Genomic DNA, 24920 nt, shown 5'->3' with positions numbered 1-24920 from the left:
GCTTCACATGCGGATGCACAAGTACCTACAATTCTGCCAGGTACTGACAAGAATGTAAGTGGAGCCATCAGTGGAAACGAAGAAACGCACGTTCACCTGCGGGCTCGACGCCGCCATCGCCGTCATGGGCGGCAAGTGGAAGGGGCTGATCCTGTTCACGCTGCGGGACGGCCCCCTGCGGTTCGGGCAGTTGCGCCGCGAGCTGGCCGGGATCAGTGAGCGGGTGCTGATCCTGCAACTCCGCGAAATGGAGACCACCGGCCTGTTGCACCGCGAGGTCTACCACCAGGTCCCGCCGAAGGTGGAGTACTCGCTCACCGACTTCGGCCAGTCGCTGAACACGGTCATGGCGCCGCTCGGCGAATGGGGCGAGCAGCACCTCGACCGCATCGAGTCGATCGCCTGGGACCAGCTCCGCTGATCAGCCGTGCCCGTGCCGCCGGCCGTGCTCCTGGTGGATCGACCGCCGGTGGTCGGCGTGCCGGACCGCCTCGACGGCCATCACCGCGACCACGACCAGCGTGGCGATCAGCAGCGCGACCAGGGCCGGCACCCGCGCCGCGACCGGGATCAGCGCGGCCACCACGGCCGCGGCGATCAGCCGGTCCACGTTGATCTTGCCGGCCACTCGCCACTTGAACGCCACGTGGCCCACCAGGTAGACCACTATCCCGAGGTAGAGCGCGTACAGGCCAACGCCTTTGAGCGGATCGCTGATGTGGTGGTGCGAGGCGTCGCCGACGTACTCGAGCACCTTCTTCAGCCCGAGCGCGCACAGCACGACGCCGACCAACAGCGGCAGGTGCAGGAAGCTGTACGCGTCGCGAGCCAGGCCCGCCCGGGTCGCCTCCGGCTCGTCGGCCAGCGCGTGCTCGCCGACCAGCGAGCTGGTGTCGAAGTAGGCCCACCACATCGTGGCCGCGAGCACCAGTCCGAGGACCGACGCGCCGATGATCGGCAGCGAGATCGGCTGCCCGGCGACCCCGACGCCGATCGCCACGATCGACTCGCCGAGCGCCACGATCAGGATCAGACCGTGCCGCTCCGCGAAGTGGCTCGCCGACCGCAGCCGCCAGCCCCGCGCGCCGCCGATGAACGTGCCGCCGTAGTCCGCGAGCAGGGCCAGCGCCCACAACGCGGTCTGCGTCTCCCCGGTGAACTGCGACGCGATCAGCAGCAGCACGGTGCCGCCGATCACCGACGGCGTGAACTTGATCAGCTGGCGTCGCAACCCGGGATCGTCGCGCGAGATGATCCAGAACATCACCAGGTGCATCAGCCGGAAGGCGAAGTAGCACAACGCGATGACCACCGGACCGGACAAGCCGCCAGGAAGATCCTCGAATGCCTCGGGGATCGACAACGCGAGCACGAACATCGCCGCCATCGCGATCACCAGCACCGCGCGGATACCACCGGCATCGGCCCGCACCACGTTGCACAGCCAGGCGTAACCCACCCAGCTCCACCACAGCAGGCCGATGATCAGCACACCGCGCAGCACACCGTGCGCCGACGGACTGTCCGCCATGAACGCCGTCACCTGGGTCAGCGCGAACACGAACACCAGGTCGAAGAACAGTTCCAGCGGGCTGACCGGCGCGTCTTCCCGCATCGCCTCCATGTGCAGCCGAGACTGGGCACGCTCACTCATGCGGTCATCGTGACACGGTGGAGCCGGCGGGGCGCACGCCACGCACGAGCTCCTGGTAGTCACCGAACACCGCGTCCAGACTCTTGTTACGTTCCGCGTGTGCGTCCTGCGGAGATCGGTCCGTGCGAACGCCATCTCGTGCGGGTCACGGCCCGAGGCGCACCCTGGCTGCGCGCGGCGATGGCCGGGCTGTGCGGCGTGTTCGGGCTGGCCGGCTACCACGGCGCCGACACGCTGATCGTCGCCGTGCTCGCCGGCGCGATCACGCTGCTGTCCTGCGCGCAGGGGCTCTGGTACGCCGTGGCGCCGGTACCGTTCGCGGCGGCCGGCATCGTGCTCGCGGTGACACTGGGCCTGAGTCAGCTCGTGCTCGGCGCGCAGCCCTACACCGGCTGGATACTCGCCACCGCGTCGATCATGTCGGTGACCTGCTACTTCGAATGGCCGCACCGCCAGCTCGCGGCACACGCCGTCGCGGCCGCGACGGTCGCCGGCTACACGGCCGGTTGCGTGCTCGCCGGCGGCGGTTTTCCGGTCGTGCCCTCGGTGCGCATGGTGCTGCAGGCGCTGCTCGCCTGGCTCGGGCTGCGGCTGATCCTGCGGTCGGCCCGATTCTGCGACCGGCTGAGCCGGCGCGCCGCCCGCAGACGGAGCACCGCCGAGGCGGCCAGGGCACAGCGTGCGGCCGACAGCGCGTACCTGGCGCTGCTGCACGACACGGCCAGCACCACGTTCCTCATGGTGTCCACCGCCGCGGCCGACGACTTCGGTTGGCTGCCCGGCCAGGCACGCCGGGACCTGGAGGTGCTGACCACCCAGTCCGTGCGGGAGCGCGAGACCGATCTCGCCGAGCTGCTCGAGTCGTTCGACGGCCACATGGACCTGGACGTCCGGCTGGACGTGCGCGGGCCGATCGTGCTGCCCGCCGAGGCGGCTTTCGCGATCTACCACGGGGTTCGGGAGGCGCTGAGCAACGTCCGCAAGCACTCCGGTGACCTTCGGCCGACCGTGAGCGCGCACCAGGACGGCCAGGTCGAGGTGCTGGTGCGCGATCGCGGCCGCGGGTTCGATCCCGATCACGTGCCGCCGCACCGCAGAGGCCTGTCCGACTCGATCCGCGCCAGGATGACCGAGGCGGGCGGCCAGGTGGAGGTCACCTCGGCCGCCGGTGAGGGCACGACCGTGCACTGGACGTGGACCCGTGGCTGACAGCGACACCGCCAGGGGCAGGGCGAACTTCGTCGAACGGCGGCTCATGGTCACCGTGCGGATCGTGCTGCTCGCGGTCGCCATGACGATCCAGTTCGCGGTCCACGGCTACCGGTTCCTGTCCGGGCCGGCCGAGCCCGGCGCCGAGATCGCCGTGTACGTCGCGCTCGCCGTGACCGGCCTGGGCTACGGCGCCGTGCTGCTGTTCCGCCCGAGGACACCGGTTGCCGTGCGCGCGGTGTGCGTCGCGGTCCTGCTGGCGTGCTCGGTGGTGATGTCGGCGATCCTGCCGCTGGACGCGGTCGACCGCGCCGAGCAGTGGTCGCTCAGCGTCATCGGCTGGTACGGGCTGGCCGTGCTGTTCGGCACGCCGCTGCGCTGGGCGGTGGGGTTCCTCGGCGTGCACGCGCTGGTGTTGACCTGGCCGATGCTGATCGCCGGCGCGTCCCTGGAAGACCTGGCCGCCATGGGAATCGTGATGGTCGCGGTGATCGGGTTCCAGGTCGGCGTCGCGCTGAGTGCTCGCCTGGTCCGCGCGATCGCGGCGGCGGCCGCCCGCACCTCGCGCGCCGAGGAACGGCTGCGGGTCAGCGAGGAGGTGGCCGCCGTCGTGGCCCGCGATCGCGCCAGGCGGTACGCCGACCTGCGTGAGACCGCACTGCCGCTGCTCGCCGGTCTGGCCGAGGAGTCGCTGGACCCTCGCGATCCCGTTGTCCGCCGCCGCTGCGCGATCGAGGCGGCCAGGATGCGCCGGCTGTTCAGCGAGAGCGACACCGCCGACGACCGGCTGGTGCACGAGCTGGCCGCGGTCATCGACATCGCGGAGCGGCACGACACCACGGTCACCCTCTCGGTGCGCGGCGAGCCGGTCGAGGTGCCGAGGGACGTGCGCCGCGAGCTGCTGGCACCGATCTCCGACGTCCTGGTCACCACCCGGTCCGACGCGCGGGTGACGGTGCTGCACGCGCCGGACCGGGTGCGGCTGAGCGTTCGGTGCGCCGCGCCGGAAATAGGTGCGACCGAACCGGAACGCTCCGACATCGAGTGCGTCCAATCGGTGATCGAGGGACAGCTCTGGTTGGAGGTCTCATGGCGATCACCGTGACGGTCGTGGACGATCACCCCGCCATCCGAACCGGTGTGCGCGCTTGGTACGCCGACGCCGAACAGCAGATCGACGTGATCGCCGAGGGCGCCGGCGTCGACGTGGCGTGGACCTCCCCCGGCGGCGACGCGGACGTCGTGGTGCTCGACCTGAACGTGGAACGCGAGGCCGCGTCCTACCGGTCGACCGTGCGGCGCCTGGTGGACGTGGGGCGCAAGGTCATCGTCTACACGATGCAGGAGAGCCAGGACGTCGCGCTGTCCTGCCTGGACCTCGGGGTGTGCGCGTTCCTCACCAAGGCGGAGGGCGACGCTCACCTGGTGGCGGCCACCGTGTCCGTGGCGCAGAACCGGCCGTACCTGGCGCCGGCGCTGGCCGGGGCGATCGTGGCGAACCAGCAGGCGAACCGCCCGCGCCTGTCCGACCGCGAGCAGGAAGTGCTCACCCTCTGGTTCCAGTGCGAGTCGAAGCAGCTGGTGGCCGACCGGATGTGCATCACGCCGCGCACGGTCGGCACCTACCTGGACCGGGTGCGGATCAAGTACGCCAACGTCGGCCGTCCCGCACCGACGAAGGCGGCGCTGCTCGCCCGCGCGATCCAGGACGGCCTTGTCGACGTCGACGACCTTTAGATCACGGTCAGCCAGTAGGACCAGAACGCCCGCAGCACGGCCACGCCGAGGATCACGTACCACAGGGTGAGAACCACACCGTGGTAATCGGTCAGGATTCGGCGCAGCCGCTCGGGCACCATTCCCTGACGCATGGTGTGCAACGTCGTGTACCAGAACACCGGAATGGTCACGACCCACACGATCATGCAATACGGGCACAGCGCGCCGATCACATAGAGGCTCTGATAGATCAGCCAGTGCACGAACAGCACGCCGGCCAGCGCGCCGAAATTCAAGGCGAGCCAAAACCAGCGCGGGAGCCGAGATCCGCCGAGCAGCGCGCCCGTGCGGTCATTTCGCCAGTTCCTCGGCCACGGCGTTCTTCAGTGCCTTGTAGGACGGTTGGCCGGAGAACTTCGCGCCGTTGACGAAGAAGGTCGGCGTGCCCTGTACGCCCAGCTCGATACCGTCGTTCTGGTCCTTGAGCACGCGCGCGGCGGTGGCCTGATCATCGAGGTCGGCTTCGAACCGGGCCAGGTCCAGGCCGATCTCACGGGCGAAGTTCACGAACGTCGGCCGGTGCGAGACATCCTGGTCGCCCCATTCCAGGCCTCACATTCCATGTCCAGGAATTCGACAACGGTGACCTTGCCGTTGACCGCACCGGAAAGGCGGTGGCTGTCCGGGCGCACCAATGCCGAGGGCGGAGCGGATCGGGGCGCACCATCTTGTGCGCCCCGCACTTCGGGACCACCGCCCGGCCGGATGATCAGGAGCAATGCTCCGACGACGACAACCACGACGGCGACCACCGTCAACGAAACCTTGGTATTCCGAGTCATGACACACCTTTTTCGATCGGCGAATCACCGGCGAATCGCCGGCGAAAGGGCTTGCGAGAATCGAAAAAGGTGGATCAGATCCGGAACAGACAGAGTGGTTCGAGCCGTGGTCCGGCCGCTCGAATCGGCGGCGCGAACCACCGTCGCGCCGCGACTCGCGGCACGGACACGGCAACGCCGTCACGCCGCTGGGTCCAGACCAGCAGCGACAGCACAGCGAGCAGGGTCATGCACAGCCCGGCGGCGCCCACCGGTTCGTCCGGCACGTCCAGCGGGGACGGCGCGGCCGCGACGTCGACCTGCTCGATGGACACGGCACCACGGTCCGCCGCCCCGTCGGCGCAGATCGCGCCGTGCAGGAACGCCACGCCGAACAGGACGGCGAAGATCGCCACCAGGCGCACGAGACCCGCTCGTGTGGCCGGCGACCGTTCATTCACGCGGCCAGCGTAAATGCGCGGATGTCCCGTCCGCGTTATCCGGTCGCGCTCGGCAGCAGCGGCGGGCAGCCGGCCGTCACGTAGCCGGGGTCGTACTCGAAGTGCCACTTCTCGTTCTGGTACCGGCGACACCAGCCCAGCGCGCGCCCGTTCCGCTCGACCCAGTCGGCGGCGGCGTAGGGCTGCACGTCCACCGCGATTCCCTTGACGTGCATGGACTTCTCCGGCGGCAGGACGTATTTCGCCGCCAGTTCCCGAGCCCCGAACCGCCGCACGGCGTCGTCGAATTCCCGCTGCTGCTGGCCGATGCTCCGCTTGCCGTCGTTGAGGCACAGCGGGACCTGGCGGTTGCGCGCCGCCTCCCGCAACCGGTGCCAGGCGTCCAGCACATCGGCGCGCAGACCGTTGGGCTGCTCGTCGACATACCGGGCGTCCAGTGGACAGGGCGATCCGGTCTCCGGTCCCGGAACCTCCACCAGCACCGCCTCCGCCTGTCCCGCGACCTTCTCGTGGGCGAGGCTCAGGCGACTGGTCGCGCCCAGGGTCGTCACCACGGCCAGCGCGAGGACCAGCGCCACCATCACAGAGACAACGAGACGCGTCATGGTTCTGCTCATTCCCCAGGTGCGAGTGTGCCGGCGAGAAGCCGGGCGGTGTCGGCGAGCAGGGCGTCCTGCGGCGCGGCGTCCTGAGTGTGCCTGGTCGACAGGGCGACCAGCACGAGTGGGGTGCCTCGGGTGGTCCACGTGACGCCGACGTCGTTGTTGGTGCCGTAGTCGCCGCCGCCGGTCTTGTCGCCGAGGCGCCAGCCGACGGGCAGGCCGGCGCGGAATCGCTTCGAGCTGGTGGTGTTGCCGCACAGCCACCCGGTCAGCAGGGCGGCGTCCTCGCGACTGAGGGCCCGACCGAGGACCAACTGGTCGTAGTCGCGGCCGATCGCGGCGGGCGTGGTGGTGTCGCGCGGGTCGCCGGGCAGCGCGGAGTTGAGCGCGGTCTCCCACCGGTCCAGCCGTGTCGCGGGGTCGCCGATCGAGCGGCAGAACGCCGTGACGCCCGCCGGACCACCGATCTCGCGCAGCATCAGGTTGGCCGCGGTGTTGTCGCTGTACTGGATCGCGGCGGCGCAGAGCTGGTCGACCCGCATTCCGGCGCCGACGTGCTTCTCGGTCACCGGGGAGTTCGCGACCAGGTCCGCCCTGGCGTACGGGATCACCTTGGCGAGGAACTCGCCGTGCTGATCACGATCACGCAGGATCGCCGCGGCGGCCAGCGTCTTGAATGTCGAGCACATCGGGAACCGCTCGTCGGCGCGGTGGGTCACGGTCACGCCGGTCCGGGTGTTGATCGCGTACACGCCGAGCCGCGCGCCGTACTGCTGCTCCAACGCGGCGAACCGCTGACCCAGATCGGCCGGCGGCTGCGCGGCCTCCGCCGTGCAGCCGCCGAGCAGGGCCGGACCGGCCACGCCGGCCGCCAGGCTGGTGCGCAGGAACGCGCGGCGAGACACGGACGCCATGTGGACTCCCCCTTTGGAAGATCGGGACGTCGCCATCGAGACAACCAGCGCACCGGTTGTATGTCCAAGAGACATATTTGAAGATCACATAGCATTTTGCTATGCATGCAGGTGTGGACCTGCTGGCGCACCTGGAGGCGTACGTCGCCGTCGTGGAGGAGGGCAGCTTCTCGGCGGCGGCGGACACACTGCACATCGCGCAGCCGGTGCTGAGCCGGCGGATCAAGACGTTGGAACGGCACTTCGGCGGCGCGCTGTTCGACCGGTCCCGGCGTCAGATCACGACCACGGAACTCGGGAACCTGTTGCGCCCCTACGCCAAGGACGTGCTCGGCCGGGTGGATCACCTGCGTCAGGTCGCTCGCTCGGCGCGCGCCGACGCCGAGTGCGTGCTGGGCGTGCCGCCGGACTGTGAACCCGCGTCCCTCGCCCGCCTGATCCGCGCCGGGACGGAGCGCGGCGTGACCATCGCTGTACGCGAGATGGACACGGCAGAGCGCGCTGTCGGTCTGGCCGACGGATCGCTGACCGTGACACTGCTGCGGGTACCGCCCGAGGTGGCGGCGCACGCCGTTCCCCTTGGCCTGGCGGGAAACCAGGCCGAACGACAGGCGATCCACCTGGAGAACCTGCGTCCACCCCGGGGTTCCCGCGAACCGGCGCCACCGATCCTGATCACCGCGGAGGACACGATCGGGTTCGCGGCCGAGCGGTTCGCCAAGGCTGCCGCCCGCGCCGGTCTGGCCGACGAGCGGATCCGCGACGCCACCTCCACGTCGACCGCGGTCGCCGAGACGCTCGCCGGACACGCCCTGTTGCTCTGCCCGGAGCGGTTCGCGCGGCACCACGGCCTGAGCTGGTCACCGCTGGCGGACGCGGCGCTGCACCGGGGATACGAGTTCGCGACCGCGTCCGGGCGGGCGCTCGACTGGCTGGAGCCGTTGCTCGCCGCCGCGGTCGGCGCGGTCGGCCGGACCTCCGAGCACTCCCCCGCCGGGAACGCGTCGGACCCGCACGCCCTGCTGGTGGCCCGCGGATGACGCGACGCCCGACCTGCACGGCGAGTACGGCCGCGCTGCTGTCCCTCGCCGAGTCGATCGCCGAGGACTGGCAGCGCGTCGGCGCCACCGGTCACCTGCTCGCCCGCAACATCGACACCGGCGCGGAACTCGGGTTCGACGTCGACGTGCCGGTGCCGCTGGCGTCCGTGGTCAAGGTCCCGCTGGCACTGGTCGTCCTGGACCGGATCGCGGCCGGCATGCTCGACGGCGCCATGCCGGTGACCGTCGATCCCGCGACGAAGAGCATCGGCCCGACCGGAGTTGGCGCGTTTCGCCATCCCGTGACCCTGGCCGTCGGCGATCTGATTCACCAAGCGGTCACCGTCAGCGACAACGCCAGCGCGGACGCGTTGTTCGACCTGCTGGGTGTGAGCGAGGTGGACGAGCGGCTGCGCGACTGGGGCTGTCCCGGGATCCGAGTCCGGCACCGTGTCCAGCGAATGTACGACTCCGTCGCCGGTGTCGCCGGCATGGACTCCGACCTCGCACTGGAGCTGGCGCTGCGCGACGACGCGGCGGGCCAGCACTCGATCGAGACACTCGACTCCGCGCATGGCAACGTGGGCACCGCGACGGCGCTCGTCGAACTCCTGCGGCGGATCTGGCTCGACGAGATCTCCCGGCCCTCGGCGACCGCCGAGCTGCGACGCCTGATGGCGCTGCAGGTGTTCACCCACCGCTTCGCCAGCGATCTGCGCACCGACACCGTGCGGGTCAGCGGAAAGACCGGCACGTTCCTGCACCTGCGACACGAGATCGGCGTCGTGTCGGCGGACTCCGGCGACCGGGTCGCGATCGCCGCGCTCACCCGATCTCACCGCCGTGCCGCCATCGCGCACGACATCGACCTCGCGATCGGCGCCGCCGCCCGTGCCGCGTTCGAGGCGCTACGAGAATGAGTTGCCGAACGTCGAGTCACGGGCCAGCGCGAGTGTGCCGAGCGCCGCGGCGATCATGAATCCGGCGATCACGAGCATGCCCGTCCGGTAGTCGCCGGTCAGGTCCCGCATCCAGCCGGTGAGGTACGGCGCCACGAAGCCGGACGAGTTGCCCAGCGCGGCGATCACGCCGATGCCGCCGGCCGCGGCGGGCCCGGTGAGGAACATGCCGGGCAGCTGCCACCACACCGGCAGCACGATGAACGCCCCCACCGTGGTGACCGTGATCGCGAGCATGACCAGCACCGGCGAGCGCAGGTACAGCGCGACGCCCAACGCGATCGCAGCCGGGAACAGCGGCAGTGCGATGTGCCGAATACGTTCGCCCACCCGGTCCGACCGGCGGGCGTACCACCACATCGACACCGCCGCCAACGCCGACGGGAACGCCGTGACCAGGCCGATCTCGTAGGTGGAGAGCGTCACGCCGTAGCTGTTCCGGAAGCCGGCGACGATCTGCGGCAGGAAGAAGGTCAGCGCGTACAGCCCGCCGCTGATCCCGAAGCCGATCATGCCGATGGCGTACACACGGACGTCGCGCAGCGCCGCCCGCAGCGACGCGCTGCCCACTTTCGCGACACTGTCCCGCTCGGCTGTCAACACCGCGCGCAGCGCGACCTTCTCGTGTTCGGCCAACCATCGCGCGTCCTCGGGCCGGTCGGGCAGCAGCCGGAGAACCAGCACGCTGAGCAGCACGGCCGGCGCGCCCTCGGCGAAGAACATGAACCGCCAGCCCTCGAAGTCCGCCGACTCGACGGACATGAGCAGCGTGGACAACGGTGTGCCGAGTGCGACCGTGAGCGGCACGGCTAGCATGAACAGCGCCGTGGACCGGCCTCGCCGCTGCCGGGGGAACCATTCGGTCAGGTAGAAGACCATGCCCGGCAGGAACCCGGCCTCACACGCGCCGAGCAGGAATCGCAGCACGTAGAAGGTGGTTTCATCGGAGACGAACGCGGTCGCCGCCGCGCAGACTCCCCAGCTCGCGGTGATCACCGCGATCCACCGGCGTGCGCCGACCTTGCGCAGCACCAGGTTGCTCGGCAGCTCGAACACGATGTAGCCGACGAACAGCAGGCCCGCGCCGAGGCCGAACACCGTGGTGCTGAACCCGAGGTCGGCGTTCATCCGCAAGGCGGCCACACCGACGTTGACCCGGTCCAGGTAGTTGACGAAGAACAGCAGGATCATGAACGGCAGCAGCCGCCGGCTCGCCCGTCGAACGGCACGATCCGCCGGCTCCGTCGGATCCAGGGCCTCGGTTAGTGAACGCAGAACTCGTTTCCTTCGATGTCGGCCATGGTGACGAAGTACTGACCGCGCTCGCGGCCGGTGCGCAGGATCGTCGCGCCGAGGTCCCGCAGCCGCGCTACCAGCGCGTCGACCTGTTCGGCCCGGATGTCCAGGTGCAGCCTGTTCTTGCCCTGCTTCGGCTCAGGAACGGCGATGAAGCAGATTCGCCCGCCGCCGGCCGGATCGGTCACCGCCGCGAAGTCCACCCGCTCGTCAGCCGGAAACCCTTGCGCCACCTGGAATTCCATCCAGTCGTCGTGCTCGCCGGGCGGGCCGTCCACGGTGTAGTCGAGCGCCGCCGCCCAGAAGGTGGCCATCCGATCGGGGTCCGCGCAATCCACGACCACCTGGAATTCACGAGGCACGCGGGCAGCATGTCACGGGCCGCGTCGCTGTCTCGTCTCGGTGCCGACAGCAAGGATCGGATGAGGAGCGTGACGTGATGCGAGTATTCGTGGCAGGCGGAAGCGGGGTTCTCGGGCAGCGTCTGGTGCCGCAACTGGTCGCCCGCGGGCACGAGGTGACCGCCACGACGACCAGCGCGGGCAAGGTGGAACTGCTGGAACGGTTGGGCGCCAAGGGAATCGTGATGGACGGGCTGGACGCGGCGGCGGTCGGCGAGGCGGTGGCCGCGGCCCGGCCGGACACGATCGTCAACCAGATGACGGGCCTGTCCGTCGCGCACGCCGGCAAGCCCAACCTGAGGAAGGCGGATCGCTTCTTCGCCACCACGAACCGGCTCCGCGGCGAGGGCAACGACCATCTGCTGGCCGCCGCCGAGGCGACCGGTGTCTCCCATTTCGTCGCGCAGAGCCACGCCAGCATGAACGGGGCCCGCACGGGCGGCTGGGTCAAGACCGAGGAGGACCCGCTGGAGGTGATCGAGGGGACGAAGGCGATCCGTCACCTCGAGGACGTGGTGGTCAAGGCCGGCGGCGCGGTCCTGCGCTACGGCGGGTTCTACGGACCGGGTGCCTGGGACGAGCAAATCCAACTCGTGCGCAAGCGAATGCTCCCACTCGTCGGAGGTGGCACCGGTTATGTGTCGTGGGTCCACCTCGACGACGCGGCCGGCGCTACCGTTCTTGCGGTGGAACAGAAAGCGACCGGCGTGTTCAACATCGTCGACGACGAGCCGGCACCGGGCAGCGAATGGCTCCCCCATCTCGCGAAGTGCGCCGGCGCCAAACCGCCGCGACGAGTGCCCGCGTGGCTTGTCCACCTCCTCGCCGGCGAGATGGCCGTCGGCATGATGACCAAAGGACGCGGCTTCTCCAACGCCAAAGCCAAGCGCGATCTCGGCTGGACGCCCACCTACCCCTCATGGCGAACAGGCTTCGCAAAGGAACTCGCATGACCCGCGCCGAGGAATTCGAGAACCTGCGCCCGCTGCTGTTCTCGATCGCCTACCGACTCCTCGGCAGCGTGGCCGAAGCGGAAGACGCCGTCCAGGAAACCTGGCTCCGCTACGAATCCACCCCGACCCAGCCGACGTCTACCAAAGCCTTCCTCTCCGCCGTAGTCACCCGAATCTCGATCGACGTGCTCCGATCCGCGCGCGTGCGACGGGAAACCTACGTCGGACCGTGGTTCCCCGAACCCCTGCTCACCGATCCCTACTCGGATCCGGCGCGCTCCGCCGAACTCGCCGATTCCCTGTCCATGGCGGCGCTGTTGTTGCTCGAACGTCTCAGCCCCCTCGAACGCGCGGTATTCGTGCTGCGGGACGTATTCGGCTTCAACTTCGCCGAGACCGCGTCAGCCGTCGGGCGGTCAGAGGCGGCCTGCCGCCAACTCGCCGTCCGAGCGCGCCGCCACATGGACGAAGGCCGCCCCCGCTTCGAAGCGGACCGCCACGAGCGCGAACAACTGGCTGCCCGCTTCTTCAACGCCGTCCGCGACGGTGATGTGGACGGCGTGCGCGAGTTGCTGGCCGCCGACGTCCAGATGGTCGGCGACGGCGGAGGCAAGGCGCCAGCGCTGGCCAAGGGCGTCACCGGCGCCGCCAACGTGGCCCGCGTCCTGGCGACGATCTTCCCCGTGCTCACCAAAATCGACGCGATCCTGGAGCCGCACGAGGTCAACGGCCAACCAGGAGCGATCCTCCGCGACCGAGACGGCAAGGTCGCCAGCACGCTCACCCTCGAAATGCTCGGCGGCCGAATCCAAACCATCCGCGCGATCAGCAGCCCCGACAAACTCGCCCACCTCGGCCCCGTCGCCGACGCCTGGGCCCTCCAACGAGAACTCAACCAAGCCCGCCGCACCTGATCGCGCGCACTCATCCGTGCTCCCCGGCTTGCACCGCCATGACGACCTAACTAACCGACGTCGTTGATCTTCAGGTCACGTGGACTGGCTTGGGAGATCAGTTCCACCAGCTCGCGATGAACAAGAACCTGCCCGAAACGCCTTCCAACCTTCGCCGAACTATTCTGGCGAGGTGATCACGTCGCCAGCGGCGGCCGAATGATGTTCCAAACGAAGTGTCTATCAGTCCGTTGCGTAGAGGTCGATATCCAGCCTAGCGCCAACACTGACCAAAGACTGTAAGACTGTTGCGTCCACAGCGAACCCTGGACCTATTGGATCTTCGCTCGAGGCGTAAATGACCACACGAAGCAGAACCCCTAGATCGACCACTTCTTTCAGTGACCGCAAGACTGCAATTGCCGGAGAGATGCGTTCATACAAACGCACAATTAGTTCCGAGACATCGACATTCTCTGCCCCGCTTTCCACGAGTTCCCACACGTGATCTGCTTCGGGTCGAGCCCATGAAGAGCGAGACGCCTTCTCTCCCAGCCATATCTCCTCGTCAGGCTGCAACCCTGTGGCTCTGGAGATATCCGCTGGAGTCAAGTCTTTGCTTACAACAACAAACGAAGCAATGCGTCGATCCTGCGTCATCGCACCTTCTTGATCATCGTGGCAGCCGACTCAGAGCTTGAGTATTCGACGTCGGCCATCTGGCGCCCCATATCGACGGCGGCATCTCTCGAAGGCTGGGACAAATTGGAGCATACTGCCTCCCCGGCAACCGGCAACCGGCAACCCGTGACCCGTGACGCGGCAGCGGACCGGAGACCTGGCTCAACCCGCCCGGGACTTCTACCGTCGCAACCATGCTGCCGCCATACCGTCCGCAGCTCTCGACGATCTCCGAGCCGTCCAGACCTCAAACCGTCTAGCGACAACCGCGCTGACGTCAGCACTCTCCGTCCCCACTCTCGACGAGTTCCCAGATATTATCCGGTTCAGGTCGCGCCCACTTAGCTTTAGACGCCTTCTCCCCCTGTCGCAGCTCCGTGTCGGGCTGCATCCCCATGGCCTTTGAAATGTCAGCGGGCGTGAACTCTTTGCTCACGACAACAATTGACGCTATGCGTCGCGCTTGTGTCATCGTCTGTTTGGCCCCGTCGTCTCGATGATGCCCATGATGTTGCTGAAGACATAGCACCTCGGATGGTAAGGTCGCCGCCATGAAGTGAGCGCGCCTGATCACCGAGATCCGGCTCATTTCACGACAGCTTCTTCGACACGGACATCGCGGCGATAACCGATGCTACAACTGCTCAAGTTCACTCCGGAATTCCGACAACGAAACCTCTGCGTCGCCCTCAGGGTTCAGGTCGTCCTCAATTACAACTCGAGAATTGTCAAAGTCAAGGGTTACATTAAAGACATTGAAGGTGAAGGAGGTGAGTCCGAGCGAGCGCGCGTTCATCTCAGAGAGCAACACACGAACTACGTGAGGCTCGCACTCTTCGTCAAAGAACCGCCGTACTAGATCGTTGGACATCATCTTACCCCAACCGGGAAGGCAGTCTTAATAATGCCGTCGCCAACGTACACCCTGATACCAGTCACAGGCGCACCACCTTGATCCGTTCCGATAACACGCCCGATATTGTACTCAATCGTCCCGCCATCCGCGCTGACCGTACCTCGAGCCAGTGCGTCATCGACATAGCCCTTAATATCCCGAACTGACGTCCCTTCGGCAAAACGACTAACATTCGAGAACCCCGAGTTGTGAGCGTGCCGATAATTGATGTGTTCAATTGTCGACATCTGACCACCATGTCGGTAATCACTCACTCCCCATTGCGCATTCCTTGGACACGTGTTGTGAACCAGAATTGGAATATCGCCTACAAGCACGTGATAGGTGCGAAGTTCATCAACTGTGAGATTGTATGCCGTACCTAGTCGCGTCGTTCCAGCTCGAACTCCCTTAACGCGGACCGGTTTACCGTCAGGAGCGCGAAGGGCATCTCCCGGAGTCAATTGGTCGGCGCGCTGCCACCGGCGGTCGGTGGCGTTCCAGTAGGGATGGTCCTCGGTAGACACAACGATGCCCACACTGGTGTCCAGCATGTACAACGTGTCGTCGTGCATCCAGGTGTGGGTGACTGTCCGAGGACCTTGTTCGCCGGTTTCGGGGTCGGCTGCGAGAACTTGGTCACCGGGCTTGATGTCTTTGATGGGTTTGGTGGTGCCGTCGGCCATGAGGACATGGGTGTCTTCGCTGAAGCTGCAGGTAGCTTTGACCGGGCGCGCAAGTTTGAGGGCATCTCCGCCTGCCGCCGCGAGGGCTGTGATTCCTGCGTTGACCGTGTCACCTTCGGCGAGGTAGATCCCAGCGTGAACGATGTCAACGAGTTCGCCAATGCCTGGGATTGCGCCCAGTACGTCGAGCAGACCGTGTAACCCGGGTCCTTGCGGCTTGCCGCCGCAGATGACGTCGCTCGGATAGTCGCCGCAGAAGGCGGCTTTGTACTCCTGATAATAGTCGGGGTCCGTATCGCGCCGGTTGGCCAGGAGCATCAACTGTTGTGCGAGGAAGTTTCGTCGGACGGCTTGGTTGCGCTCACTCAGCGCCTCTCGACTGACCGCCGCCGGATATGATTTCTTTGGCCGCACGTTGGCGGCAGACCGGTAGGCGCTGGGGTGGGCTCTCGGGTTTGCGACTCGGCCGCCGTGGCGGTGCCAGTAGTTGGGCCTGCCGAGGCCGGCGCCGATTCCCCAGTCGTGGTTTTCGGGTGTGCCGCAGCCTCCTGGACATCCGTGTTTGATGCTGTAGCCGTAGCAGGGGACGTCGCGGAAGCAACCTTCTGGGGCGAGGCCGGTGGGGTCGCTTTGGGTGATGGGGGTGTTGTTGGCGTAGCTGTAGGCGTTCCACTGTTGCGGACTCGACGGGTCCAGGAGTGGGTCGACGGTGAGGAACCGGCCGGTGGTGGGGTCGTATTCGCGTGCACCAAGGTGGGTCAGGCCGGTGGTGTCCTGGGTGCCGCCGAGGAAGCCCTTGTCATCAGGCCAGCCAAGAGCCCGGGCGCCACGAGGCTGACCATAAGGGTCATGGTGGCGCCGGCTGATCTCGAGATTGGTCGAATTCAGGGCAAGAGTCGGCGTCCCCTGGTGATCAGCGATCTTCCACACATGCGGCTGACCACCCTGACGAGTCGCGACCACGGCGCCGGCATGGGAGTAGAAGCGGGTACCGGTGACAGCCTTCGTCGTCGTATCCAGCCGAAGCTCCGTACCAGGCAACGTGAGCGTGACCGCGCCAGGCTCACGTTTGATCAGTCGGGCACCGCCGGCGTCGTAGAGATACCGCGACGTGCGACCGTCATGCTCGGTGATCTTGTCCAGGCGATTCTCGACGTCGTAATCCAGCGTTTGAGTCTGACCGGCGAGGTTGCGGTGGTGGGTATTGCCGGTGGCGTCGTAGTCGAACTGGTCGGTGCGATTTCCACTCCCGCCAGTGGTGGCGACTGAACTGACGGCGTGCGGGCGGGGCTGACCAGCGAGCGGGTAGGTGTAGGTGCGAGTCGTGTCCCCGGCCGGGGTGTGTTGAGTGTCGGTGCGCCGGTTGCCGATCGCGTCGTGGGTGTAGGAGTTCCAGTACGGAGCGGCGCCGCCGAGGCCGGCGACAGTGGGTGCGGGTGTGCAGTCCCCGGATCCTGGGGTCCAGGCTTGGGTGAGCCGGCGCAGGTAGTCGTGGCCGAAGCACTGGGTGTCGGCCGGTCCGTCCTGAGGGGTGTCACCGATCTTGGTGACGTTGCCGGCCGGGTCCTGGGCGTAGACACGTGCGGCGACTGAGGTGTAGTCGCCGTTGGTGTTCTCGCGATGTGCTCGAACCTGGGAAAGGCGTCGGCTGCCCACGTCGTACCACTGGGTGTAGTGCATGTTCCGCGGATCGCCGTCGACAGCGCCGTGCAGCCGCATGTTGAGCTCGCCATAGGGCGTGTACTCGGTCTTGGACGCGTACCAGCTGTAGCTGCCGGTGCCCTGGCTGCCGTGGGTGCTGTACGGCATGCCATTGGCGTCGTAGAACGTGTGCACACTCTCGGCCGGCAGGCCGCCCATGGCCGGCGAGCGCACCGTCGTGACCTTGCCGGTGTAGGTGTAATCGGTCATGAAGGTGTGGCTGCCGGCGAGTTGCTGCTCGGCGGCTGGGATGCTGATGGTGATCCCGGTGGGCCGGTTGGCGTCGTCGTAGCCGGTGACCGTGCTCGTGTACGCATCGGTGCCGACGTAGCGGGTGCTGGCGGTGGGCAAGCCCTTCTTCAGCGAGTCGAAGGTCCACTCGGCGAGCTTGGGACCGGCGACACTGTTTTCGAAGGTTCCGGTCTTGCGGCCGAGCGTGTCGTACCCGTGGGCGATGGTCTTGCCGCGTGCGTCGGTGGTGGACAGCAGTTGGTCGAGGTTGTCGTAGTTGTGGGTGGTGCGGCCGCGGTCGGGATCCTCGGTCACGGTCTTACGGCCGCGGAGGTCGTAGCCGTAGCGCCAGGTGTTGCCGGCGGCGTCGGCCAAGGTCTCGAGTTGCCCGGCACGCGTGTAGGTGTAGCGGACCGCGTCGAACCCGGCGGACGGGCCCGGGCCGTGGTGCTGGCGCCGCTCGATGACCTGACCTTGAGCGTTGCTGATCACCGTCGTCGGGGTGCCACCCGGTGGTGGGGTGACCGAGACCTTGTCGGCGGTGTGGATGGTGGTGGAGCGCCACTTCTCCACGTCCTCGGACAGGAAGCGCTCCACGGTCGGGCGTTCGAGGCCGTCGAACTCGGTGACGGTCTGCCTGGGCACGTTGGCGTCCGCGACGCCGAACAGGGTGGTGTTGGGCGCTTCGTTGTTCCAGAACGGTCCGCTGGTCTTGTAGACCAGCCCTCGGCTGTCGTGCAGCGTGTCGGTGATGACCCGGCCACCGGCCACCGCCGTTGACGGTGCCTGGGTCTGCCGGGGCCGGGCGAAACCGTCGAACAACGCGTACGCGGTGCTGTAGCCGTTGCCGTCACGCTTGGTGTGAGTCGTGACCACACTGGGCGCGTTCGTCCGCTGCTGGTACTCGAAGATCATGTCCGGATCGGCCTTGTTTGCCTTGGAGTGGCCCGGTTTCCACACCTTGGTCAGCCGACCGAGTGCGTCGTACTCGAGGTCCGCCCGCGCACCACTGGCGTCCACTGTGGACTGTGGGGCGCCGCGGGACGGGTCGAGGGTCACGGTCTTCGTGTGCCCCAACGGGTTCGTGGTCACGACCTGCGCGACCTGCCCACCGGTGGCCGGGGTGTAACTGGTGGTCGTCTTGTTGTCGTGCGCGTCGAACGCCTCCCGCGCCCGGCCGTAGGCGTCGAAAGTGCCACGGGCGGTGGTGACGAACACCGGAGTACTGCCGTCCCAGCGGTCGAGAACCTCGGCGCGGGTGATGTTGCCCTGATCCGGGGCGGCGCCCCAGGCCTTGCCGTCGTAGGAACTGCGCTGCTCGGTCAGGATCGTCGCAGCCGTCGCGGCTGTGGCACAGGTGCCGGCGACGGTCTGCACGCTCTTCGGCGCGGTCAAGATCCACGCGTTCTCGTTGCGTGCGTAAGCGGTGCGGGTGCACTTCTCATCGCCCGTGATCGTGGTGTCACCGAGATCTTCGGACTGCGTGGGAATTCCCTGGTCCCCGAAACTGGTGTTGGTACGGCTGCGTTTCCATGCCCCACCGTCACCCAGAGCACGGCCCCGGACGGCAGCGGTACCGGTCAGGTGAGCGCGCTTGTCACCGGTGACCGCGGTGGCCCCGGAGATCCACGGGTCATTCGCGGTCGCCGTAGTGAGTGTGGATCCGTTGTAGGACAAGGATTCTCGAACGAACCCGCGCAGCAGATCGTGGTCTTCGACGGTGTTGTTCTCGCTGTCCGGCACCCAGACGTCCCGTACCCCGCCGGGGAACCTGTCGCCGTCCATGCCGCGCAGGTATCGGGTCTCGGTGACGGTCTGCGGTTTGCCCGCGTCACCCTTGATCGTCTTGACCTTGCCGTAGCCGCGCCACTGACTCCAGGTGCGGCGGTCCGGCGGGCTGAGATCGTTGTCGTCGAAGTGCCAGGCGCCACCGTCGAGGTACTGGTAGGCGGTGCCCATGTTCGGAGCGCTGCCGGTGTAGTCGTGTTCGGCCACGGCGGTGACCACGTACTTGTGGAACCAGTCGAAGATCGGTTTCAGGTCACCGGGTTTGGTCCACCACTGCGGGAAACACCGCATCGTGTTGGTCTCCGGATTCGCCGGCATCCGATCCTTACGCCGGCAGTCCTCTTCGGAGTACTGGACGAATGTCAAACCTCCGGTGTCACTGGTGACCGCGATCAGTCGGTAGCGGGTGAGCGGAGGAATGTTGTCCTCGTACGTCGTGTCCTTGACGTCGACACGGTTGGCCTTCGACGTGCCGTCGAACTTGGTCTCCGGCAACGCGAGGCTGCCACCGTTCAGTCCGGTGTGGACGATCGAGGACAGCCACAGGCTCGGGGCCATGCCGTCACCGCTGGGCAGGAAGCTCTGCTTCAACGTCCAGGAGTCCACGGTGCGGGTCTCGGTACCGGTCCAGATCTGGGTAGTGATCTTCGTCAGGCGTTTACGGGAGAAGAACGTCGGCGCGAGCCGGTTGTCACAGGGTGCCGCGGCGCAGATCTGGTCGAACGGCACGTCCGGCCACGACGCGGCGGTGCCGGCGTTGAGCTTGGCCGGGTCGCAGTTCATGGTCGCGTTCGGAATGCATCGCTCGGTCACATCGAACACGACTCGCGACGCCGGTTCGGCGGACGGGTTGTCCGTGCGGAGCCCGTACTCGATCCTGGCCAACCAGCCGCCACGGGTGTACACGGTGGCGTCGGCGGCCTTGAGGTTGCGGCCGTAGAGGTTGGTCTCGCGCTCGTAGTGATACGTGGTGACATTGCCGTGCGGATCCACGACATAGTCCAGATTCCACCGCCACGCCTGATAGCACCACGAGATATCGAAAGTCGGCTTGTTGCACGGCTCGTTCGCGTGGTTGCCGTAAACCGGGACCGTCCACACCGACTGGCTCGCCGGCTTGCCGGGGATCTTGTTCAGGCCGAGGTAGTACTGGGTGCCGTCCGGTGTCGTGATCTTCCAGTGCTCGCCGTTGTCGTCCCCGTTGCCCAGAGTCGTGTCGAACCGGTGCTCAACGCGGGAGCCGTCGTCGTTGCGCGGTCGCCACACCCTGGTGTCACCGTTGATCGGCACCAACTCGGTGGACTTGCCGCCGAGCACCATGGTGGCGTTGTCGGTGGCCCAGCACTGATCGCCGGTCTTGGTCTGCCCGTTGTTCCCGCCGAGATCTTCGGCGCAGTTCTTGTGCTTGCGTTCGATGAACCCGTTCCCGAGTTCCCACCCGTCACCGACCCACGAAGCCTGGTTGTTCGTGGCCGACGTGCGGCCGTCCACCGCACCGCTGGAATAGCTCAGCCCCACCGACGGCGGCTCGCCGCCGAGTGCGGCCGGCACCGCGACGGGGTACGAGTAGGTGAAGTCACCGCTCGAGCCGCCGCCCGACCACGATCCCGACTGGGTCAGCGGGCTTGCCTTGTAGTCACCGCCCGCACTGTCCGGCCCGGCGGCCGCCGCCAGCAACATCGATCGTGAACTGTCCACAGTGGACCGTGTAGCCGGAAGCGCGACCTCGGCGCTGAGCTTGTTGTTCCGCTTGATGTTCGTCGAGTTCACCGGTGCCGTGACACGGCACGCCTCGACCTGCGGAGTCGTGATGGCGCACTCGGGCAGCACGTACCACCGCAGCCGGTGCGCGTAATCGGCGCCGAACGCGTTGGCGAACCCGGAGTAGTCCAACTCCACCCGCAACGGCCCGTCGGTGTCACCGTCCACAGCGGACAGTCGCACCAACTGGCCGTGCACACCGACCTGGTCGGCGGCGCGCCGGTCCAACGCCTCCACCCGCACTCGACCCTCACCACGCGCTGCCGGTGGGTTCACTGGCGTGCCACCACGGCCGACCGTGACGGGCAACGGACCCGCCTTCACCCCGATGGCCTTGGCGCGGCCAGCGGGTTGCGCGGTGAGCAGGGCGTCCCCGGTGCCGGACGGCCATTGTGGTGTCGCGACCTCGCGGATCGCGGCCGCGTCGGCCTTGTTCGGCGGCAGCGGTTTGCCGGCGATCGGTCCACCGGGGATCGACTTCTCCTGCTGAGTGTCCGGAAGTTTGTCGCCCGCCAGACGATCCGTCGGGGGCGCGGCCATCGCGGTGACCGTGCCGGCCGCCACGCACAGGCTGACCGCCAGCACAGTCGCGCGTCTGAGGATTCGAGAACGCATTCCCAACCGCCTGTTCATCGCGTCACCACGATCGACATCAAGGAAGTTCACGGTCAGCTCCGAAGGGTCGGGTCGGCGAAATCTCTGATCGCCGGCTCGTCCACCACGCCGGCGTAGACCCGGACGTCATCGAGCAGCCCGTTCCAGCGCCCGGTCGGCTGGCTGTTCCATTGCCCGGCGCCGATCGACAATCCGTCGGCGCCACCACCCCACGGTTCGACACCGGTCTGCTTATTCGATAGCTGTCCGTTGACATACAGCCGTATTTCACGCGCCACGGCGTCGTAGACACCGGTGAGGTGAACCCACGTATTCGGTGCCGCGGTCGCGATGCTGACCGCCGACCAGCTCGCCGTTCCGGCGGCGTTGACCGAGAACAGTTCCCACCGCTGCTGGCCTGGGTGGTAGCCGAGCAGGAACGGCGAGAACTTCGGATCACCGAAACTCACGGCGGTGCGGGCCGAGGCGTCCAACGCGTTGGCACGCACCCACGCCGACACCGTGTACGACTGGCCCGCACGGATGTCCGGGCGCGGGCCGCTGATCCACCCCGACGGATGCCCGGACAGCTTCGCCGTGCGGTAGTCCGATGTCGACCACCCGACATCTCCGCGCAGGGTCGCCGAGCCGCCGGTCACGCTGTCCTTCGCCGTGGTACCGGTGCCCTCGTTCAACGCATACGCCGCGCGTGGCACCGCGATGTTGTTCATCGCCGCCGCCTCACTGGCGAACACCACCCGATTCCACACCTGCACGTTGTCGATCGCGCCGGGGAAGAAGTCCACGCGTGCGCCCGACCACTTCGCGGCACCGAGCAGGAACGGTCCCCCGGCGTTCCACCCGGTGTGCGGTGTTTCGCCCTGCAGCACGCCGTTCACGTACAGCCGCAGCTTCTTCGCGGGTTCGTCGTACACGCCGGCCAGGTGCGTCCAGGTATTCAACAGCGCCGGCCCGGTCGACGGCACCGCATCGCTGTCCGCACCGTCCACATCAGACAGTGGTGCGCGGAAGGTCCACCTACCCGTGTCCGGGCGATACTGCAGGAAGAACGACCCGACTCGACTGCCCTCTTGCGAGGCAACCGTGTACCAACCATCCCCACGGGACAGCTTCACCCACGCCGACACCGCGAAGCTCTGGCCCGTGTCCACCGCCGGCTGCGCCGTCACCGCGTGATCCCGTGTCGCCGGATTCATGGCCAGCGCGTCGCCCACGTACCCCGGCGTCCACGCGGCGGCACCCGTACCGGCGTACGACAGCGGTCGCCGTTGTGCGGCCGCGTCGTCGAGCGCACGGTCCAGCCGCCACTCGCTCACCACCGACGCCTTGTCACGCGCCTTGAACTTGAACTCGAAGATCTCACCCGGGTTGTTCGCTCGGTCCACGCTGCGCACCCGCACCGTGGTCTCCCCCTGCTGCGCGGTCACGCGGATAGTGGCGTCGCCACCCAAACCGTTGGCGTTCACCGAGGGTGAGCCGATCGGCGTCGGGTCCACCGCGTCGGTGGTGTACACGTAGCGCACCACATCGGGGGTTCCGTTGGCGCCCAAGGTAAGCGTGGCCGGAAGGCCTTCGTACTGCGGCACCTGAACGGGCGTCACCGACGGCAACCCCGGCTTGGTCGTGTCGATCGCGACCTCACAGGTGCCCGACCACGGCGACAACAGCTCCCCATCTCCGGCCTGCACCCGCCACGAGTAGATCCCGCCATCCCGCATCGCACCGGCTGGCACCTCGACATCCCTCACCGTCCGCGGTGGGAACTCCCCGGCGCCTGTGTGCCCCGTGGCGCCCGTCGACAACTCCGTCCACTCGAACTTGGCGTTGAGCAGACTCCCGTCGTCATCGCCGAAAAACGCTGACAAACGCGGGCGAGCATCCGACGAATACGGACGCGCCGCGCCCGTCACGCAGCCGACATTCAGTGAATCCACCCGGGTTAAAAGCTGCGACGGCTGATGAGGGTAGGAGTTGTACCGGATCACCAGCACCAGGTCGAAGCCGAACCGACGCCACCCATCGACCCGACCTTCGTCACCACGCAGACCCAGCGTCACGTTCGTCCAACCTTGTTGAGCGCTGTCCGCCGCCGCACGAGTTGCGTCGAACTCCGCCCACCCGTTGCTCGGACAGTAGGACTGGTTGTTCGTCACATTGCTCGAGCCCATGTCGTACTGCCACACCGGCTGCCGATTCCACGAGATGTGTGGATCGATCGGCGACGTCAGACCCACCACAGTCGGAATCGCGCCCGCGCACGAGTTCGAATGAATCACATTCGCCCGCAACACCGCGCCGTGAATCTTCCGGCCGCGGACGAAGTCCGTGTTCATCTCCACGAACGCACGCGATCGGAACGCGCCGTTCTCCAGGTGGTAGCCGGATTTCAGGTCGTTCAGCGGGAACGACGTGCGGTCGTAATTCAGGGTGCCGGCCTGCTGACCGTCCTGGACGACAACGTGATGGTTCTTCCCACCGTGCCAGAATTCCGGGTCGACGTACACGGGATAGGTGGTGCCCGGGGAATCCAGCAGTGCCGCGTCCGGGGTCACCGTCACCGATCGCTCGGACACCGCGAGACCCATCACCGCCTCGCGGTTCGCATCTGATGGACCCGCTGCCCGGCCACCCTCCGGACCGGTCGAGTCCCACATGCGGGTCGCGTCACCGGAGAACACTGTCCTGCCCTCGGCGTCGCGCACCACCAGACCGTCCGGCTCTCCCGCCGCCCGTGTGGTGGTGGGCATGTTCCGCAGCTGACCGCGCCCCTCGCCAGGTTCGGTACCCAGCGTGCTGTTGCGGGTCGTTACCGGGAACACCAGCGATCTGATCGCCGGATTCTTGGCCGCCTCCCTCGACTTCACCACCAGCACCTGCGAAAACCCGGTGACGTCAACCGTCACGACGAGATCCACATCCGGCAGCACGTTCGGATATGTCGCGGTCGGCCCCGACAGCACCGGTTCCGGCAGCGCACCCGCCCAGCCCAGACCGATCTCACGGCCATCGCGCCCCAGGACCACCAGCGGACTCGACGTCCCGCCACCCGACAGGCGCAGATCAACCGGAGCGGCCACCGGAGCGACCACACCGTCCGCGCGACGCGCCAACGTCAGATCGACACCACGCCAGGAATCGCCTTGGCGAACGCGCACCGGCCGCAGACTCTGCGACCAACTCAGCGATCCGTCCGGATGGGCCAGCACCTCTTCCGTCTCCGAGGTACGGCTTTCCAACCGCACCGGCTGGCCGGTATTCCGTGCTCGCGCGACCGCTGCCGTCTCTTCTGACACAGCGGCCGGTCCGACCGAAATCCCCCCGCCGGCCGAGCCCGTGGACACCACAAAGGAGCCCAACACGACGGCGACAACCAGGAATGAAATCAGAACAGCACGCGACACCAACGAACGAACCACAGAGAACCCCAGAAGGTCAGCGCACGTCCCCCGACGCCGCGCGACCCGAAACGACTAGGCAACAATCCACCACGTCCAACCCGGCCACCAGACTCCGAATGGGTGAATCAACAACCACTGAAAGTGGACGACGGACTACTGGTCAGCAATTCTCTGACGTCACGAAAATCACGGGCACCTAATCAACACCAACCCGTAACGTCGAACGCGAATCCAACGACAAG

General features: G+C 67.2%; 20 protein-coding genes. 9 read left to right on the top strand and 11 right to left on the bottom strand.

The features are described 5' to 3' along the window. Positions 1–124 precede the first annotated feature (124 nt). Positions 125–421, top strand: coding sequence for a winged helix-turn-helix transcriptional regulator (locus tag EV193_RS20925; RefSeq protein ID WP_130346093.1), 297 nt, complete (start codon positions 125–127; stop codon positions 419–421). Here EV193_RS20925 and EV193_RS20920 read toward each other — a convergent pair whose 3' ends face one another. After that, positions 422–1654 carry a low temperature requirement protein A gene (locus tag EV193_RS20920; RefSeq protein ID WP_130345895.1) on the bottom strand — a complete coding sequence of 411 codons (1233 nt, stop codon included), beginning with the start codon at positions 1652–1654 and terminating at the stop codon, positions 422–424. 99 nt (positions 1655–1753) lie between these two features. On the opposite strand from EV193_RS20920, the gene EV193_RS20915 reads away from it, so the two are divergent. Genes EV193_RS20915 through EV193_RS20905 form a run of 3 tightly spaced genes read left to right on the top strand, consistent with a single transcriptional unit; the run spans position 1754 to position 4600 of the window. Continuing rightward, entirely contained in the window at positions 1754–2863 is a 1110-nt protein-coding gene (locus tag EV193_RS20915) for a sensor histidine kinase (RefSeq protein ID WP_130345894.1), read from the top strand. Continuing rightward, positions 2856–3968, top strand: a complete 1113-nt coding sequence (locus EV193_RS20910) for a hypothetical protein (RefSeq protein WP_130345893.1) — start codon at positions 2856–2858, stop codon at positions 3966–3968. The genes EV193_RS20915 and EV193_RS20910 overlap by 8 nt, the downstream gene beginning before the upstream one ends. After that, complete coding sequence (locus tag EV193_RS20905) at positions 3953–4600, top strand: response regulator (protein WP_207222729.1); 648 nt, start codon at positions 3953–3955, stop codon at positions 4598–4600. Before EV193_RS20910 ends, EV193_RS20905 begins: the two co-directional genes overlap by 16 nt. Here the strand turns inward: EV193_RS20905 and EV193_RS20900 are convergent. The 5 genes from EV193_RS20900 to bla form a co-directional block, all read right to left on the bottom strand. Next, a complete protein-coding gene (locus EV193_RS20900) occupies positions 4597–4920 on the bottom strand; it encodes a vitamin K epoxide reductase family protein (RefSeq protein ID WP_130345892.1) in 324 nt (107 codons plus the stop codon). The two genes, EV193_RS20905 and EV193_RS20900, sit on opposite strands and share 4 nt — an antisense overlap. 13 nt (positions 4921–4933) lie before the next feature. Beyond that, a complete protein-coding gene (locus EV193_RS34185; RefSeq protein ID WP_242613545.1) occupies positions 4934–5149 on the bottom strand; it encodes a DsbA family protein in 216 nt (71 codons plus the stop codon). A 349-nt stretch (positions 5150–5498) separates the two neighbouring features. Next, positions 5499–5864: a hypothetical protein gene (locus tag EV193_RS20890; protein ID WP_130345891.1), complete on the bottom strand. Its 366-nt coding sequence runs from the start codon at positions 5862–5864 to the stop codon at positions 5499–5501. 35 nt (positions 5865–5899) lie between these two features. Continuing rightward, positions 5900–6469, bottom strand: a complete 570-nt coding sequence (locus tag EV193_RS20885) for a D-alanyl-D-alanine carboxypeptidase family protein (RefSeq protein WP_242613544.1) — start codon at positions 6467–6469, stop codon at positions 5900–5902. A gap of 8 nt (positions 6470–6477) precedes the next feature. Further along, positions 6478–7380, bottom strand: a complete 903-nt coding sequence (gene bla, locus EV193_RS20880) for a class A beta-lactamase (RefSeq protein WP_130345889.1) — start codon at positions 7378–7380, stop codon at positions 6478–6480. Between the two features lie 101 nt (positions 7381–7481). Here bla and EV193_RS20875 point away from each other — a divergent pair, with 101 nt between their 5' ends. Together EV193_RS20875 and EV193_RS20870 are read left to right on the top strand one after the other, a co-directional pair. After that, a complete protein-coding gene (locus EV193_RS20875) occupies positions 7482–8420 on the top strand; it encodes a LysR family transcriptional regulator (RefSeq protein WP_242613543.1) in 939 nt (312 codons plus the stop codon). Next, positions 8417–9340: a serine hydrolase gene (locus EV193_RS20870; protein WP_130345888.1), complete on the top strand. Its 924-nt coding sequence runs from the start codon at positions 8417–8419 to the stop codon at positions 9338–9340. The genes EV193_RS20875 and EV193_RS20870 overlap by 4 nt, the downstream gene beginning before the upstream one ends. Here EV193_RS20870 and EV193_RS20865 read toward each other — a convergent pair. After that, the gene (locus EV193_RS20865; protein ID WP_130345887.1) at positions 9329–10570 is read right to left on the bottom strand and encodes an MFS transporter; all 1242 of its coding nucleotides are present in this window, start codon (positions 10568–10570) and stop codon (positions 9329–9331) included. The genes EV193_RS20870 and EV193_RS20865 overlap by 12 nt on opposite strands. 71 nt (positions 10571–10641) lie before the next feature. Further along, positions 10642–11037: a VOC family protein gene (locus EV193_RS20860; protein ID WP_165401438.1), complete on the bottom strand. Its 396-nt coding sequence runs from the start codon at positions 11035–11037 to the stop codon at positions 10642–10644. A 77-nt stretch (positions 11038–11114) separates the two neighbouring features. Here EV193_RS20860 and EV193_RS20855 point away from each other — a divergent pair, with 77 nt between their 5' ends. Together EV193_RS20855 and EV193_RS20850 are read left to right on the top strand one after the other, a co-directional pair. Then, complete coding sequence (locus EV193_RS20855; RefSeq protein WP_130346089.1) at positions 11115–12029, top strand: NAD-dependent epimerase/dehydratase family protein; 915 nt, start codon at positions 11115–11117, stop codon at positions 12027–12029. After that, positions 12026–12943 carry an RNA polymerase sigma-70 factor gene (locus EV193_RS20850; RefSeq protein WP_130345886.1) on the top strand — a complete coding sequence of 306 codons (918 nt, stop codon included), beginning with the start codon at positions 12026–12028 and terminating at the stop codon, positions 12941–12943. Before EV193_RS20855 ends, EV193_RS20850 begins: the two co-directional genes overlap by 4 nt. A gap of 222 nt (positions 12944–13165) precedes the next feature. Here EV193_RS20850 and EV193_RS20845 read toward each other — a convergent pair whose 3' ends face one another. Next, the gene (locus EV193_RS20845; RefSeq protein WP_130345885.1) at positions 13166–13582 is read right to left on the bottom strand and encodes a DUF4279 domain-containing protein; all 417 of its coding nucleotides are present in this window, start codon (positions 13580–13582) and stop codon (positions 13166–13168) included. Between the two features lie 891 nt (positions 13583–14473). Continuing rightward, positions 14474–20224, bottom strand: a complete 5751-nt coding sequence (locus EV193_RS20840; RefSeq protein WP_130345884.1) for an RHS repeat-associated core domain-containing protein — start codon at positions 20222–20224, stop codon at positions 14474–14476. A gap of 799 nt (positions 20225–21023) precedes the next feature. Between EV193_RS20840 and EV193_RS34465 the strand changes: the two genes are divergently transcribed. Beyond that, positions 21024–21155, top strand: a complete 132-nt coding sequence (locus tag EV193_RS34465) for a hypothetical protein (protein WP_278044202.1) — start codon at positions 21024–21026, stop codon at positions 21153–21155. Between the two features lie 178 nt (positions 21156–21333). On the opposite strand, the gene EV193_RS20835 is transcribed toward EV193_RS34465, so the two are convergent. Beyond that, the gene (locus EV193_RS20835) at positions 21334–24522 is read right to left on the bottom strand and encodes a LamG-like jellyroll fold domain-containing protein (protein WP_130345883.1); all 3189 of its coding nucleotides are present in this window, start codon (positions 24520–24522) and stop codon (positions 21334–21336) included. Positions 24523–24920: the final 398 nt, after the last annotated feature.

The organism is Herbihabitans rhizosphaerae (assembly GCF_004216555.1).
GTDB lineage: Bacteria > Actinomycetota > Actinomycetes > Mycobacteriales > Pseudonocardiaceae > Herbihabitans > Herbihabitans rhizosphaerae.
The sequence above is the reverse complement of the archived record's forward strand: the minus strand, read 5'-3'. Positions and strand labels throughout refer to the sequence as shown.

Excerpts from the sequence above, each read along its gene's own strand:
- EV193_RS20925 (WP_130346093.1), top strand. The coding sequence starts at position 125 with ATGGGCGGCAAGTGGAAGGGGCTGATCCTGTTCACGCTGCGGGACGGC.
- EV193_RS20920 (WP_130345895.1), bottom strand. The coding sequence starts at position 1,654 with ATGAGTGAGCGTGCCCAGTCTCGGCTGCACATGGAGGCGATGCGGGAA.
- EV193_RS20905 (WP_207222729.1), top strand. The coding sequence starts at position 3,953 with ATGGCGATCACCGTGACGGTCGTGGACGATCACCCCGCCATCCGAACC.
- EV193_RS20885 (WP_242613544.1), bottom strand. The coding sequence starts at position 6,469 with ATGACGCGTCTCGTTGTCTCTGTGATGGTGGCGCTGGTCCTCGCGCTG.
- bla (WP_130345889.1), bottom strand. The coding sequence starts at position 7,380 with ATGGCGTCCGTGTCTCGCCGCGCGTTCCTGCGCACCAGCCTGGCGGCC.
- EV193_RS20875 (WP_242613543.1), top strand. The coding sequence starts at position 7,482 with ATGCATGCAGGTGTGGACCTGCTGGCGCACCTGGAGGCGTACGTCGCC.
- EV193_RS20870 (WP_130345888.1), top strand. The coding sequence starts at position 8,417 with ATGACGCGACGCCCGACCTGCACGGCGAGTACGGCCGCGCTGCTGTCC.
- EV193_RS20865 (WP_130345887.1), bottom strand. The coding sequence starts at position 10,570 with ATGATCCTGCTGTTCTTCGTCAACTACCTGGACCGGGTCAACGTCGGT.
- EV193_RS20855 (WP_130346089.1), top strand. The coding sequence starts at position 11,115 with ATGCGAGTATTCGTGGCAGGCGGAAGCGGGGTTCTCGGGCAGCGTCTG.
- EV193_RS20850 (WP_130345886.1), top strand. The coding sequence starts at position 12,026 with ATGACCCGCGCCGAGGAATTCGAGAACCTGCGCCCGCTGCTGTTCTCG.
- EV193_RS20845 (WP_130345885.1), bottom strand. The coding sequence starts at position 13,582 with ATGACGCAGGATCGACGCATTGCTTCGTTTGTTGTTGTAAGCAAAGAC.
- EV193_RS20840 (WP_130345884.1), bottom strand. The coding sequence starts at position 20,224 with ATGGTGCTCGGCGGCAAGTCCACCGAGTTGGTGCCGATCAACGGTGAC.